Source organism: Streptomyces sp. AK02-01A, assembly GCF_033795305.1.
Taxonomy (GTDB): domain Bacteria; phylum Actinomycetota; class Actinomycetes; order Streptomycetales; family Streptomycetaceae; genus Streptomyces.
This window is the reverse complement of the sequence record NZ_JARBAE010000020.1, coordinates 39,199-53,250: the sequence shown is the minus strand read 5'-3', so window position 1 is coordinate 53,250 and position 14,052 is coordinate 39,199. Positions and strand designations below refer to the sequence as shown.

General features: G+C 71.6%; 16 protein-coding genes. 12 read left to right on the top strand and 4 right to left on the bottom strand.

What is annotated here, in order from left to right:
• Positions 1 to 96: 96 nt before the first annotated feature.
• The 4 genes from PV679_RS19735 (at position 97) to PV679_RS19720 (ending at position 4,107) form a co-directional block, all read left to right on the top strand.
• The gene (locus tag PV679_RS19735; RefSeq protein ID WP_319681633.1) at positions 97 to 1,350 is read left to right on the top strand and encodes an NYN domain-containing protein; all 1,254 of its coding nucleotides are present in this window, start codon (positions 97 to 99) and stop codon (positions 1,348 to 1,350) included.
• A 103-nt stretch (positions 1,351 to 1,453) separates the two neighbouring features.
• Positions 1,454 to 2,425: an ABC transporter ATP-binding protein gene (locus tag PV679_RS19730; protein WP_319681700.1), complete on the top strand. Its 972-nt coding sequence runs from the start codon at positions 1,454 to 1,456 to the stop codon at positions 2,423 to 2,425.
• Positions 2,426 to 2,558: 133 nt separating this feature from the next.
• Complete coding sequence (locus PV679_RS19725) at positions 2,559 to 3,392, top strand: ABC transporter permease (protein WP_319681632.1); 834 nt, start codon at positions 2,559 to 2,561, stop codon at positions 3,390 to 3,392.
• Positions 3,393 to 3,426: 34 nt separating this feature from the next.
• On the top strand, positions 3,427 to 4,107 hold the full coding sequence (locus PV679_RS19720) for a hypothetical protein (RefSeq protein ID WP_319681631.1): 681 nt from the start codon (positions 3,427 to 3,429) through the stop codon (positions 4,105 to 4,107).
• Positions 4,108 to 4,113: 6 nt separating this feature from the next.
• Here the strand turns inward: PV679_RS19720 and ybaK are convergent, their stop codons facing one another.
• The 4 genes from ybaK to PV679_RS19700 form a co-directional block, all read right to left on the bottom strand.
• Entirely contained in the window at positions 4,114 to 4,617 is a 504-nt protein-coding gene (ybaK, locus tag PV679_RS19715; RefSeq protein WP_319681630.1) for a Cys-tRNA(Pro) deacylase, read from the bottom strand.
• Between the two features lie 17 nt (positions 4,618 to 4,634).
• Positions 4,635 to 5,375: an LON peptidase substrate-binding domain-containing protein gene (locus PV679_RS19710; RefSeq protein ID WP_319681629.1), complete on the bottom strand. Its 741-nt coding sequence runs from the start codon at positions 5,373 to 5,375 to the stop codon at positions 4,635 to 4,637.
• 5 nt (positions 5,376 to 5,380) lie between these two features.
• Positions 5,381 to 6,412, bottom strand: coding sequence for a hypothetical protein (locus PV679_RS19705; protein ID WP_319681628.1), 1,032 nt, complete (start codon positions 6,410 to 6,412; stop codon positions 5,381 to 5,383).
• Positions 6,413 to 6,516: 104 nt separating this feature from the next.
• Positions 6,517 to 8,061, bottom strand: a complete 1,545-nt coding sequence (locus tag PV679_RS19700) for an oxidoreductase (protein ID WP_416069757.1) — start codon at positions 8,059 to 8,061, stop codon at positions 6,517 to 6,519.
• 229 nt (positions 8,062 to 8,290) lie between these two features.
• Between PV679_RS19700 and hisD the strand changes: the two genes are divergently transcribed.
• From hisD to hisF, 8 genes are read left to right on the top strand one after another with little or no spacing between them, the layout of a single operon-like run.
• A complete protein-coding gene (gene hisD / locus PV679_RS19695; RefSeq protein WP_319681626.1) occupies positions 8,291 to 9,613 on the top strand; it encodes a histidinol dehydrogenase in 1,323 nt (440 codons plus the stop codon).
• Complete coding sequence (locus PV679_RS19690) at positions 9,610 to 10,761, top strand: histidinol-phosphate transaminase (protein WP_319681625.1); 1,152 nt, start codon at positions 9,610 to 9,612, stop codon at positions 10,759 to 10,761. Before hisD ends, PV679_RS19690 begins: the two co-directional genes overlap by 4 nt.
• A complete protein-coding gene (gene hisB / locus PV679_RS19685) occupies positions 10,758 to 11,351 on the top strand; it encodes an imidazoleglycerol-phosphate dehydratase HisB (RefSeq protein WP_319681624.1) in 594 nt (197 codons plus the stop codon). Before PV679_RS19690 ends, hisB begins: the two co-directional genes overlap by 4 nt.
• Complete coding sequence (locus tag PV679_RS19680) at positions 11,348 to 11,515, top strand: hypothetical protein (RefSeq protein ID WP_319681699.1); 168 nt, start codon at positions 11,348 to 11,350, stop codon at positions 11,513 to 11,515. The genes hisB and PV679_RS19680 overlap by 4 nt, the downstream gene beginning before the upstream one ends.
• On the top strand, positions 11,512 to 12,153 hold the full coding sequence (gene hisH / locus PV679_RS19675; protein WP_416069752.1) for an imidazole glycerol phosphate synthase subunit HisH: 642 nt from the start codon (positions 11,512 to 11,514) through the stop codon (positions 12,151 to 12,153). The genes PV679_RS19680 and hisH overlap by 4 nt, the downstream gene beginning before the upstream one ends.
• A gap of 10 nt (positions 12,154 to 12,163) precedes the next feature.
• Positions 12,164 to 12,898: a bifunctional 1-(5-phosphoribosyl)-5-((5-phosphoribosylamino)methylideneamino)imidazole-4-carboxamide isomerase/phosphoribosylanthranilate isomerase PriA gene (gene priA, locus PV679_RS19670; RefSeq protein WP_319681623.1), complete on the top strand. Its 735-nt coding sequence runs from the start codon at positions 12,164 to 12,166 to the stop codon at positions 12,896 to 12,898.
• Positions 12,895 to 13,290 carry a RidA family protein gene (locus PV679_RS19665; RefSeq protein ID WP_319681622.1) on the top strand — a complete coding sequence of 132 codons (396 nt, stop codon included), beginning with the start codon at positions 12,895 to 12,897 and terminating at the stop codon, positions 13,288 to 13,290. The genes priA and PV679_RS19665 overlap by 4 nt, the downstream gene beginning before the upstream one ends.
• On the top strand, positions 13,287 to 14,042 hold the full coding sequence (gene hisF, locus PV679_RS19660; protein ID WP_319681621.1) for an imidazole glycerol phosphate synthase subunit HisF: 756 nt from the start codon (positions 13,287 to 13,289) through the stop codon (positions 14,040 to 14,042). The genes PV679_RS19665 and hisF overlap by 4 nt, the downstream gene beginning before the upstream one ends.
• Positions 14,043 to 14,052 lie beyond the last annotated feature (10 nt).

The window sequence follows — 14,052 nt, the reverse complement described above, 5'->3', positions numbered from 1 at the left end:
CGATGATCGAGTTCCGGACGTTAAGCCTGTTGCCGTCGGGCAGACTCGAAGGAAACCCGAAGCAACTTCCGATGATCCCGAGGTTCCCGAAAGAAGGTGGAACACGTGGACCGCTGCGTCGTCCTGGTGGACGCCGGCTATCTGCTGGGCGCCGCCGCGAGTCTCCTCGCCGGAGAACCGGCCCGTTCCCGTATCACCGTCGACCACACCGCACTCATCCAGGGCCTGCGCGAGCGCGCGGAAGCCGATACGGAACAGCCGCTGCTGCGCATCTACTGGTTCGACGGCGCTCCCGACCGGGTCCCGCAGCCCGAGCACCGGCGGCTGCGCGTCATGTCGCGGGTCACCGTACGGCTCGGCGCTCTCACCCGCAGCGACGGCCGCTGGGCGCAGAAAGGCGTCGACGCGGCCATGCACGCGGAACTGACCGAACTGGCCAGAAACCGCGCCTGCTCGGATGTGGTGCTGGTGACCGGAGACGGCGATCTGCTGCCCGGTCTGATGTCCGCCAAGGAGCATGGCGTCGCCGTCCACCTCTGGGCGGTACAGGCCGCCGACGGCGACTACAACCAGTCCGAGGACCTGGTCGCCGAGGCCGACGAACGGCGCGTGCTCGACCGGGCCTGGATCACCAAGGCCGTCCGTGCCAAGGAACTGACCGGCGTCTGCGCGCCGCCGCCGGCCCCGCGGCCGGAAATCGCGGCGATCCTCTCCGCCCCGCTGCCCGAGTCGGCGCTCGCCGCCTCCGCCGAGCGCGCGGCGGAGGCCCAGTCCCCGGCCGCGCGCAACGGCTCGTCGGCCCCGCCGGAGCAGCACGGCTCGGAGGCCCATCCCGTCCCTTCGGGTACCAAGGGCGTCCCCACGCCCAAGGACCTCGCGAGCCTGCGCGGCCCCGGATCCCCGCCGCCCGCCCAGCAGCCGGCGGGCGCGACGCTCCGCTGGTCCTCCGACAAGGGCTGGGTCGAGCGCCCGGGCGGTGTCGGTGGCGAGCCGCCGGAGACCGCCACACTGCCCACGCTCGCCCAGCTCACCAGCGCCGAGCAGCGCTGGGCCGACCGCGAAGAGGACATCACCGCCGTCGGCGGCGACCCCTTCGAGGTCGGACAGGTCTTCGCCCGCCGCTGGATGGAACGGCTGCCGGACGCGAACCATGTCCAGAGACTGTCCGTGATGTACCCGCGCGTCCCGCACCGTATCGACGGCGAGCTGCTGCGCTACGCGGCGCGCTTCGGACTGCTGGCACACAAGGACGACCAGATCGACGAGCACGACCGCTATGCGATCCGGGCCGGCTTCTGGCGCGAGATCGACGTCAGGGCGGCCGCGGATCACGCGTCCACGGCGGAGTGAGGCCCGCCGGGCCGCTTTTTCGCGGCTCGGTCCGCCTCCGGGGCGTGGGACCCGAAATGGGGCCTGCCGGCCGGACCCCGTAGGCTCGTCCCTCGTGAGTACGGTGTGCGTGGTGCGCGATCTGGTCAAGACGTACCCCGCCGCGCGCGGCAGACGCGGTGCCGGCGGGATGCCGGAGGTACGCGCCACCGACGGGATCTCCCTCGATGTGCGGCGCGGCGAGATCTTCGGCCTGCTCGGACCCAACGGCGCCGGCAAGTCGACGCTCGTGCGACAGCTCACCGGCCTGATGCGGCCCGACTCCGGCACCGTCGAGGTCCTCGGCCACGATCTGGTGCGCCATCCCGAGCGGGCCTCCCGGCTCATCGGCTACCTCGGCCAGGAATCGACCGCGCTCGACGAGCTGACCGTCGCCCTCGCCGCCGAGACCACCGGCCGGCTGCGCGGACTCGCGCTGCGCGCCGCGCGGGCCGAGCGCGACACGGTGCTCGCCGAGCTGGGTCTCACCGAGATCGCCGGGCGTCCTCTGAAGAAGCTCTCCGGCGGCCAGCGGCGGCTGGCCTGCTTCGCCGCCGCGCTGGTGGGAGAGCGGCCCGTGCTCGTCCTCGACGAACCCACCACCGGTATGGACCCCGTCGCGCGGCGCGCGGTGTGGGCCGCCGTGGACCGGCGGCGGGCCGAGCACGGCGCGACCGTACTGCTCGTCACGCACAACGTCATCGAGGCCGAGACCGTGCTCGACCGGGTCGCCGTGCTGGAGCGCGGCAAGGTCATCGCCTGCGACACCCCGTCCGGCCTCAAGGAACAGGTCGCCGGTGAGGTACGGGTCGAGCTGGTGTGGCGTGAGCGCGCGCCGCTCGACGTGCCCGAGGTCGCGGCCCTGCGCGGCTCCGCCCAGGAGTCGGGACGGCGCTGGGTCCTGCGGCTCGCCCCGGACGAGGCACGCGCGGCGGTCGCCGCGGTGACCGGCGGCGCGGCCTTCGCGGCACTGGACGACTTCACCTTGGCCACGCCCAGCCTGGAGGACGTCTATCTGGCGCTCGGCGGCCGTGCGCCGGGGCTGGTGAAAGCGTGAGCGGCGCTCCGGGCGGCGCCCGGAGCGGTACGGCGGCCCCGGACCACTCCATGACACCGTGGGGCCGGACGGCCGCACCTCCGCGCCGTAACGTGGCCCGCACCCGCCCGTACCGAACGAGGAGCAGCGCCAGGTGAGCATCGTGCCTGTGGAGGCCGTGGCCGGCAGCGTCCGGACGGCAGGAGAGAGCCCGGCCGGGACGGCCGCCGCGCCCGCGCCCCTCGCGCCCAGGGCCCGGCTGCTGCCCTCGCTCGCCGCCGTCTACCGCGCCCAGCTCTCCCGGGCCCGGGTCGCCCGGATACCGCTGCTCTTCGTCGCGACCTTCCAGTCCGTCGGGATCATGGTCCTGATGCGCGGCGTCGTCGACGGCGGTGACGAGGCACGGGCCGTCGTCGCCGGGTCGAGTGTGCTTGTCGTCGCGTTCGTGGCGCTCAATCTGCTCGCTCAGTACTTCGGCCAGCTACGGGCCGGCGGAGGCCTCGACCACTACGCCACGCTGCCCGTGCCGCCCGCCGCGGTGGTGCTCGGTACGGCCGGTGCGTACGCCTCCTTCACGGTGCCGGGGACGGCCGTCACCGCCGTCGCGGGAAGCGTGCTCTTCGATCTGCCCCTGACCCATCTGTGGGTGCTGGCCGCGGTCATTCCGCTGGCCGGCGCGGCCCTCGCGGGTCTGGGCGGAGCGCTCGGCCTGCTGGCGCCGCGCCAGGAGCTGGCCACTCTGCTCGGCCAGCTCGGGATGTCCGCGGCGCTGCTGCTGGGTGTGCTGCCGGCGGACCGGCTGCCGGGACCGGTCGCGTACGCGCGGGATCTGCTGCCGTCCACCTATGGCGTCGAGGCGCTCGCCCGTACGTTCGACGCGCATCCCGACTGGGCCGCCGTCGGTCTCGACCTCGCGGTCTGCGCGGCTGTCGGCGTCTTCTCGCTGGCCGTCGCGACCTGGGCGTACCGGCGGGCAGCGGTCCGGTGAGGCGGCCCCTGGCCGGGCCTGGCACGATGGCGGAGTGACCGCACCTCTGACGCCGCCCCACCAGCCGCCGCACGACCCCTGGCAGACGCCGGAGGACGGGGGATCACACCCCGCTTCCCTCGCCGCGGCGAAGGAGGGCCCCGACATGAAGACCGAGGTACGCCAGGCCGTCCTGGTGACGGTGGCGGTCGCGGTGGCGGGCGTGGCGCTCGGCCTGCTGTGGCTGTGGCTGGCGCCGCGCATCCCGTTGATCTCGGACGACACGGCGGTCTTCCTCAAGGACACGGAGGGCGAGGAGGCGATCGGCGCGGACGGTACGTTCGCGCTGCTGGCCCTCGCCTTCGGCGCGGTCAGCGCCGCACTGGTCTTCCTGGTGTTCCGCAAACGCGGCGGTGTCGGACTGGTGGTGGGCCTGGCGCTGGGCGGAGTGCTCGGCGGGCTGCTGGCCTGGCAGTTCGGCGCGTGGCTCGGTCCCACCTCGGACGTGGTGGCGCACGCCAGGGCGGCGGGCAAAGGAGTCACCTTCGACGCGCCGCTCGAACTGAACGCGAAGGGCGCGCTGCTGGCGTGGCCGGTCGCCGCGATGGTGGTCCATCTGGCACTGACGGCCCTGTTCGGCCCGCGGGACCCGGAGCCGGAATGGGACTGGGGCACGGCGTACGGTCCCCGGCCCGGCGAGGAGAACAACAGGGCGTGGGGCGGCCCGGAGAAGTAGCCGGTGTCAGGCGCGGCCGATGGGAGCCAGCACCGCCGCCGTGAGCGCCGCCAGGTCCGCCGGGGACAGTTCGACCTCCAGACCGCGGCGGCCCGCCGAGACACAGATCGTCGGATGGGTCTGGGCCGAGGCGTCCAGGACCGTGCGCAGCCGCTTGCGCTGGCCGAGCGGAGAGATACCGCCGCGGACATAGCCGGTCGTACGCTCCGCGGCCGCCGGGTCCGCCATCGACGCCCGTTTGCCGCCGACCGCCGCCGCGAGGGCCTTGAGGTCCAGTGAGCCGGCGACCGGGACGACGGCCACGGTCAGCTCGCCGTCGACGTCCGCGACCAGGGTCTTGAAGACCCGGTCCGGAGAGACGCCCAGCGCCTCGGCCGCCTCCTCGCCGTAGGAGGCCGAGGCGGGATCGTGCTCGTACGCGTGCAGGGTGTACGCCGTGCCGGCGGCCGTCAGCGCGACCGTCGCCGGAGTGCCGCCGGACTGCTGCTGTTTCTTGGCCTTCTTCGCCAACGCGCTTGTCCCTTGTGTCAGTTGGGGCTGGTCGGTGTCTGGGTCAGATCCACGGCGGGCAGCGAAGGGAGATGACGGATCACCGCGGTCTCGGAGCGCAGCAGCTTCAGCTCCGCGCGCAGCCGGGCCGCGACGTCCGGTGCCTCCAGCAGCCGCTGCCTCGTCGCGGTGTCGAGCATGGCCGCCGCGGCGACCAGATAGGACACCACCGAGGGCTCGTCCGGCAGTTCGTCGCTCGTGGAGAGCGAGCGCTCGCGCGCTCCGGCCAGTCTCTTCTGGTAGTTGACGAACGCCCGCATCACGCCTTCGGCGAGCGCGCCGGCGCCGTCTCCCGTCTCCTCCGGCAACTCCTCGGTCTCGGCCGTCAGATACGGGCCGCTCGCGTCGACCGAGAGCAGCCGGACCCGGGTGGTGCCGGTGGCCAGTACCTCGAAGCTGCCGTCCGGGCGCTCGCGGATCGTCGCCGCGTCGGCGACACAGCCGACCGGGTGGAAGGAGTCGAGCGGCGCGGGACCGAAGCCGGCGGCGGGGCCGCGGTGGAGCGCGGCTGCCGGGTCCGGCATCCCGGGTGCGGTCATCGCGAGCTCGTGGCCGTCGCGGATGGCGACCACGGCGAACAGGCGCGGTTCGGACTCGTCCGTCTTGAGCAGCTCACGCATCATCGCGCGATAGCGCTCCTCGAAGACGTTCAGCGGCAGGACGAGGCCCGGGAACAGCACCGCGTTCAGCGGGAAGAGAGGGAGGCGTGCGGTGGTCACAGCGGTCAAGCGTAATGGCCGCCGGGCCCTCTCCGGTCGGCCCGGCTCCGCAAAGGCATCGCGGAGGCCACCTGGAGCCGCACGCCGTCGCGTGTTTCAAGGAACTGACCGAGCGGATCGTCGGTGACCGAGGTCCAGGGAAAGGAGGTCGCGTACGGTCCGATCAGCCGGAACTGTTCCAGCGCGGCGGTCCAGCGGCCCCGCCCCACCAGCACGTACGCCAGCAGATTGCGGACCTCGGCCGGCCAGGGGTCGCCGGCGTCGTACTCGGCGGAGACCGCGATCGCGAGATCGGCCGCCGCGTCGATGCGGTCCGCCTGCACGGGCGTGGTCGGATCGCCGTTCAGTATCTGGGTGAACGCGGCCCGGACGGGCAGCGCCCGCACCAGGGAGCCGGGCAGGGCGTCGTGCGCCGCCTGTTCGGCGAAGTCGAAGCACTCCCGGTGCGAGCCGTACCACTGCGCCGACAGATACTGCAGCGCCGCGACATGGCAGCCGTAGTGGTGCGAGGAGCGGCGCACGGCCTGCGCCCACAGCGACTCGAAGGCGGTGTGGCCGGCGTGGGTGCCGCGCGCGTGGTCGAGCGCGATACGCCAGGGCACCGGATCGCGCGGATCGCCGTCGGCCGCCGCGTCGATCAGCGGGCCGGTCTCCCGCAGCCGTTCCGCGCGCGCCGGTGACTCCCAGGCCCTGCGGACGGCCAGTTCGGCCCTGACGAGAAGCGCGTCCGGGTCACGCGGCGCGGCGCGCAGCCACGCGGCCAGCCATGTGTCACGGCCGTGGGCGAAGGCGGCGAGCCGTGTCACATAGCGGTCACGGTTCTCCCACTCGGCTGATTCGCGTGTGGTGGCGAGCAGTTCCGCCGCGCTCTCGTACTCGCCGAGAGCGGCCGAGACCAGCGCGGGAGCGAGCCGCCCGTCGGGGGCGTCGAGCAGCACCGCGTCGTCCGGCGGCAGCCCGGCGGCGAGCTGCGGGGTGTGCCGGACCATACGCGCGGTGCTGATCAGGGCGCGGAGCAATGACATGGTGCGGACCATTGAAAACCGCAGGTCGCGGACGCGCCAGTGGGTGGCTGTGAAGCTTTCGTATCGGGCGGAAAGGTTGTCCTGGCCGAAGTCAAGGGAGAGTAAAGAAAGCAGGTTCAGCCGCGACGCAGGAGACGGGAGGTGCCCGCGGCGACCGTTGTGGCGAGAACCCAGCCGAGCAGGATCAGCGCCGCCGCCGCCCACTGCCAGCCGCCTTCCAGCCGCCAGTAGCCGTCCTGGCCGAGATTGATCACCGGCACCAGCAGATCCAGGGCGTAGAGCGCCGGATTCCACTCGGGATGCTGATCGGCGTGGAGCGCCGGCGGCGGATGGAGGTCGAAGGCGACGGTGCCCGCGCCCCACAGCACCGCCATCCACAGCGCCGCCCGTCCGGGCCGGTAGCCGTAGGCGACCGTCCAGTCCTGGAGGTAGCCCCAGAGCTTCGGCGCCAGCGGCATCGTCTCGCGCCGCCGGCGCTGCTTGGCGAGCAGCACCTCACGGGCGTCGGCGTCCTCGCCGCTGTTCCGCAGCACCTGTGCCAGCCGCTCGTAGGGCTCGGGAGCGTATTCAGGGGTCGCCGCGGCCAGCCACTCCAGCCGCCGGGCGAGCGGAAAATGCCCGAACGGTACGAGGTTCTCGTACACCAGCCCGCCCATGGCGAGCCCGCCGGGACCGGGCCAGCTCGTCGACATGTCGACCAGCGTGACGATCTTCGCGCCGTTCAGCACGACCCGGCCCTCCTCGACGCGTTCGCACTTGAACCGCAGCTCGGGTGTGACGATTCTGCGCAGCGACAGCTCCTCCGTGGCCGTCATGGTGAACCGCGCCTGTTCCAGATCGACCGCGTCGCCGAACCGGCCGTCGTCCAGCCGCACTCCGCCCCGGCATTCGAAGCGCCGCAGCCGGGTGCCGTCGCCCGGTGCGGCCGGATAGGTGAGGCCGTGCGGAGGAGTCGTGCCCGCCGGGCCGGTCTCCTCGGTCACCCACGCGCCCGTCATATGGAGTGTCCGCTCGACCGTCAGCCGCGGCGCGTTCAGCGCCCGCAGCTCGCGCGCCGCGCGCAGTCTGCTGCCGCGCAGGCTCAGCGACACGCCGACCTTCGCGCCGCGGAGACTGACCTCGCCATAGGTCTCGATCCGGTCGGCCTGGAGATCCTGCGCGACACACAGCCCGTCGGCGGCGATCGCGCGGCCCTTCCGGTCCGGACGCACCCGGATCTGGCTGATCAGCAGATCCGTACCGATCTGGGCGTCGGTGAGCCGGATGCCGCGCTCCACCCTGCAGCGCGGCAGATGGAGATCGCCCTCGGTGCGCAGCCGCGCGGCCTCCAGCCGGGGCAGCGCGCAGCCCACCATGCGCAGCGTGGTGAAGTGCGACTCGGGCAGCACCACCTCGTTCTCGAAGAGACAGTCGTTCAGCTCGACATACGGGTTTATCGTGCCGCCCGCGAGATTGAGCGTCCCGGTGATCCGCACCCCGCTGAGCTTGAGCGCCGCGACCCGGCCGGGCAGCGCCGGCGGACCGCTGAGCAGCAGCAGGGCGATGACCCGGGCGCGCACACTGCGCTCCGTGCCCCAGGCGGGCGCGGAGAAGGGATCGTCCAGCGCCGGGTCCGACGTGCTCAGGTCGTACGTGCCGCCGTTGCGGAACGCGTGCCACATGCCCAGCTCCGCGGCGCTGAGCCAGTCGGGAGATTCGTCGTTCCGCGGCTCGGTCACGGCCGCCCTCCGCTTCCCGTTTGCGTACAGATCGTTACAGATGGGTCCGTACTCCTTTTGTGCCCACTGGGTGACGTGCTGAACGCGAGGAGTGAGAGGCGGTGTCCACGGCGAGTATCAGCCAGTGATACTGGCGTCCGGCCGCCCGATCCGGTCTGCGAGAATTGACCCCGTGATCTCACGAATCGATCTGCGCGGCGACGCCCTTCCCGAGGGCGGAACGCTGCGTGACCTGCTGCCCCGAGCCGAGTTCGACGTGGAAGCCGCACTGGAGAAAGTGCGTCCGATCTGCGAGGACGTACATCATCGGGGCACGGCGGCGCTGATCGAGTACGCGGAGAGGTTCGACGGCGTGAAGCTGGAGCGGGTGCGGGTGCCCGCGACCGCGCTCGCCGACGCGCTGGAGCGGCTTGATCCGGCCGTACGGGCCGCTCTGGAGGAGTCGGTCCTGCGGGCCAGGCTCGTCCACCGCGCGCAGCGGCGCGAACCGCACACCACGCAGGTCGTGCCCGGCGGCTCGGTCACCGAGAAATGGGTGCCGGTCGGCCGCGTGGGCCTCTACGCGCCGGGCGGACTGTCCGTCTATCCGTCGTCCGTGATCATGAATGTGGTTCCCGCGCAGGAGGCGGGCGTCGAGTCCATCGCCCTCGCCTCACCGCCGCAGCGGGAATTCGGCGGTCTGCCGCACCCGACGATCCTGGCCGCCTGCGCGCTGCTGGGCGTCGACGAGGTGTACGCGGTGGGCGGCGCCCAGGCCGTCGCGATGTTCGCGTACGGAACGGACGAGTGCGCCGCGGCCAATATGGTCACCGGCCCCGGCAATATCTGGGTCGCCGCCGCCAAGCGCTACTTCACCGGCCGGATCGGCATCGACACCGAGGCGGGCCCGACCGAGATCGCGGTCCTCGCGGACGCGACCGCCGACCCGGTGCATGTCGCCGCGGATCTGATCAGCCAGGCCGAGCACGACCCGCTCGCCGCGGCCGTCCTCGTCACGGACTCGGCGGAGCTGGCCGACGCCGTCGAGAAGGAGCTGGAGCCGCAGGTCGCGGCGACCAAGCACGGCGACGACCGGATCCTCCCGGCCCTGTCCGGCAGGCAGTCCGCGATCGTCCTGGTCGACTCCGTCGAGGACGGCCTGCGGGTCGTCGACGCGTACGGCGCCGAACACCTGGAGATCCAGACCGCCGACGCGGCCGCGGTCGCCGCGCGGGTCCGCAACGCCGGCGCCGTCTTCGTCGGCCCGTACGCCCCGGTCTCCCTCGGCGACTACTGCGCGGGCTCCAACCACGTACTGCCGACCGGCGGTTGCGCCTGCCACTCGTCCGGTCTCTCCGTCCAGTCCTTCCTGCGCGGCATCCACATCGTGGACTACAGCAGAGAGGCGCTCGCCGGTGTCGGCCACCATGTGGTGACGCTGGCCGAGGCGGAGGACCTGCCCGCACACGGCGCGGCGGTCCGGGCCCGGTTCGGATGGCAGGTGCCCGGCAAGTGACCGACCCCGCGACCTTCGGCATCGACGACCTGCCGGTACGGGACGAACTGCGCGGCAAGACCCCGTACGGCGCGCCGCAGCTCGACGTCCCCGTACAGCTCAACACCAACGAGAACCCGTACCCGCTGCCCGAGCCGCTGGTCGAGCGGATCACCGAGCGCGTCCGCGAGGCGGCCCGAGGACTCAACCGCTATCCGGACCGGGACGCCGTCGAGCTCCGCACCGAGCTGGCCCGCTATCTGACCCGCACCGGCAAACACCCGCTGACCCACGCGAACGTCTGGGCCGCCAACGGCTCCAACGAGGTCATCCAGCAGCTCCTGCAGACCTTCGGCGGCCCGGGACGCACGGCGATCGGCTTCGAGCCCTCGTACTCGATGCACGGTCTGATCGCGCGCGGCACCGGCACCGGCTGGCTCTCCGGACCGCGCCACGAGGACTTCACCATCGATGTGGCGGCGGCGCGCAAGGCGATCGACGAGCACCGTCCCGATGTCGTCTTCATCACCTCGCCCAACAACCCGACGGGCACCGCCGTCGACGCGGAAACGGTCCTCGCGCTGTACGAGGCCGCCCAGGCGGCCAAACCGTCACTCGTCGTCGTCGACGAGGCATACGTCGAATTCAGCCACCGGCCCTCGCTGCTCCCGCTCATCGAGGGCCGGCCGCGGCTGGTCGTGTCCCGCACGATGTCCAAGGCCTTCGGCGCGGCCGGGCTGCGCCTCGGCTATCTCGCCGCGCATCCGGCCGTGGTGGACGCCGTCCAGCTCGTACGCCTGCCGTACCACCTCTCCGCCGTCACCCAGGCCACCGCGCTGGCCGCGCTGGAGCACACCGATACGCTGCTGGGATACGTCGAACAGCTCAAGACCGAGCGGGACCGCCTGGTACGCGAGTTGCGGGCGATCGGTTTCGAGGTCACGGAATCGGACGCGAACTTCGTGCAGTTCGGCCGCTTCGAGGACGCCCACGCGGCCTGGCGGCGGATTCTCGACAGAGGTGTCCTGATCCGCGACAACGGCGTACCGGGACGGCTGCGGGTCACCGCGGGCACTCCGGCCGAGAACGACGCGTTCCTCGACGCGGTACGAGACATGCTGAGTTACGTGGGAAACACGCCCACACCCCCGAAGGAGCAGAGCGCATGAGCCGCATCGGCCGCGTGGAGCGCAGTACCAAGGAGACCTCCGTCGTCGTCGAGATCGATCTCGACGGCAGCGGCAGGGTCGATGTGTCGACCGGGGTCGGATTCTTCGACCACATGCTCGACCAGCTCGGCCGGCACGGCCTCTTCGACCTCACGGTGAAGACCGAGGGCGATCTGCACATCGACTCGCACCACACCATCGAGGACACGGCCCTGGCCCTCGGCGCCGCCTTCAAGCAGGCGCTCGGCGACAAGGTCGGCCTCTACCGCTTCGGCAACTGCACCGTCCCGCTGGACGAGTCGCTCGCCGAGGTCACCGTCGATCTCTCCGGCCGTCCGTATCTGGTGCACACCGAACCGGCGAACATGGCGCCGATGATCGGCGGCTATGACACCACGATGACCCGGCACATCCTGGAGTCCTTCGTCGCGCAGGCCCGGATCGCGCTGCATGTCCATGTCCCGTACGGCCGCAACGCGCACCACATCGTGGAGTGCCAGTTCAAGGCGCTCGCCCGTGCCCTGCGGTACGCCTCCGAGCGCGATCCGCGCGCGGTGGGAATTCTTCCGTCTACCAAGGGCGCCCTGTGACCGGTCTGTCCACCATTCTGATTGTCGTGGGACTCTTTCTGGCCGGAGGTGTCTACTCCTTCTCCAAGCAGAAGCTGCCCAAGGGCGTGATCGGGCTGCTGGCCCTCTGCTCGGTGCTCTGTCTGGTCGCGGGAGTCCTGCGTATCCAAGGGATCTGGGAATGAGCAAGAGCGCCAGCGTCGTCGTATTCGACTACGGATTCGGCAATGTCCGTTCCGCGGAACGCGCCCTGGCCCGGGCCGGTGCCGATGTCGAGATCACCCGTGACTTCGACCGGGCCATGAACGCCGACGGACTGCTCGTTCCCGGTGTCGGCGCCTTCTCCGCCTGTATGCGCGGGCTCAAGGCCGCCCGTGGTGAGTGGATCATCGGCCGCAGGCTGGCCGGCGGCCGTCCCGTCATGGGCATCTGCGTCGGTATGCAGATCCTCTTCGAGCGTGGCATCGAACACGGCGTGGAGACCGAGGGCCTCGACGAGTGGCCCGGCACGGTCGGTCCGCTCCAGGCCCCGGTCGTCCCGCACATGGGCTGGAACACGGTCGAGGCGCCGGAGGACAGCGAGTTGTTCGCCGGGCTCGACGCCGATGCCCGCTTCTACTTCGTGCACTCGTACGCGGTGCACCAGTGGAGCCTGGAAGTCACCAACCCCAAGATCCGTGGCCCCAAGGTCGCCTGGTCCTCCCATGGCGAGCCGTTCGTGGCCGCCGTGGAGAACGGCGCGCTGTGGGCCACCCAGTTCCACCCCGAGAAGTCCGGCGACGCCGGTGCCCGGCTGCTGACCAACTGGATCGGAACCCTCTGAGATGTCATCTGTGCCGAAGCTCGAACTCCTCCCCGCCGTCGACGTCCGCGACGGCCAGGCCGTGCGGCTCGTGCACGGCGAGTCCGGTACGGAGACGTCGTACGGCTCTCCGCTGGAAGCGGCCCTCGCCTGGCAGCGCGCCGGCGCCGAGTGGCTGCATCTCGTCGACCTCGACGCGGCCTTCGGCACCGGTGACAACCGTGAGCTGATCGCCGAGGTCACAGCGTCCTTCGCGGACCTGAACCTCAAGGTCGAACTGTCCGGCGGTATCCGTGACGACGCCTCGCTCGCCGCCGCCCTCGCCACCGGCTGCACCCGCGTCAACCTCGGCACGGCCGCGCTGGAGACACCGGAGTGGGTCGCCAAGATCATCGCTGAGCACGGCGACCGGATCGCGGTCGGCCTCGACGTACGCGGCACCACACTGCGCGGCCGCGGCTGGACCCGCGACGGCGGCGACCTCTACGAGACCCTGGCCCGCCTCGACGCCGAGGGCTGCGCGCGCTATGTCGTCACCGACATCGCCAAGGACGGCACCCTCCAGGGCCCCAACCTGGAACTGCTGAAGAGCGTCTGCGCCGCGACCGACAAGCCGGTCGTCGCCTCGGGCGGAGTCTCCTCGCTGGACGATCTGCGCGCGATCGCCACGCTGGTGCCCGCCGGTGTCGAAGGCGCCATCGTCGGAAAGGCGCTGTACGCCGAGGCGTTCACTCTGGAAGAGGCGCTCGCGGCGGTGTCCGGATGAACGACGTGCGGAAGATCTCGTCGGGCGGCCCGTGGGAGGAGACCTTCGGTTACTCCCGGGCCGTGGAGCTCCCGAACGGCCTTGTCCTGGTGTCCGGTTGCACCTCGGTGGTCGGCGGCAGGATCGCGGAGGGCGGACCGTACGAGCAGACGAGGACCGCCTTCGGCGTCGCCGTCAAGGCGCTGGAGGAGCTGGGCCTCGGTGTGGCGGACGTGGTACGCACCCGGATGTACATCACCCACGCCCGGGACGCGGACGACATCGGCCGCGCCCACAAGGAACTCTTCGACGCCGTACGGCCGGCCGCTTCGATGGTCATCGTCGCCGGCCTCATCGATCCGAGCCTGGTCGTCGAGGTCGAGGTCGAAGCCTTCCGGGGAGCGCCGGCATGACACTCGCGGTCCGAGTCATTCCCTGCCTGGACGTGGACAACGGCCGGGTCGTCAAAGGCGTCAACTTCCGTAATCTGCGCGACGCCGGAGACCCGGTCGAGATGGCCAAGCTCTATGACGCCGAGGGCGCCGACGAGCTGACGTTCCTCGACATCACCGCCTCGTCCGGCGACCGCGAGACGACGTACGACGTGGTGCGCCGCACCGCCGAGCAGGTCTTCATCCCGCTCACCGTCGGCGGTGGTGTCCGCGCGCCCGAGGACGTCGACAAGCTGCTCAGGGCAGGCGCCGACAAGGTCGGTGTCAACACGGCGGCCATCGCCAGGCCCGAGCTGCTCCGGGAGATCGCCGAACGCTTCGGGCGCCAGGTGCTGGTGCTCTCGGTCGACGCGCGCCGGACCGCCTCGGGCTCCTTCGAGGTCACGACACACGGCGGCCGCCGGGGCACCGGCATCGACGCGGTCGAGTGGGCGCACCGGGCGGCGGAGCTGGGCGCGGGAGAGATCCTGCTCAACTCGATGGACGCCGACGGCACGAAGGACGGCTACGACACCGAGATGATCGCGGCCGTGCGCAAGCATGTGACCGTGCCCGTCATCGCCTCCGGCGGAGCGGGACGGCTCGCGGACTTCCCGCCGGCGATCGACGCGGGCGCCGACGCCGTACTGGCCGCGTCCGTCTTCCACTTCGGCGATCTGCGGATCTCGCAGGTCAAGGACGCGCTGCGGGGAGCGGGACACCAGGTCCGCTGACACCTGGTGC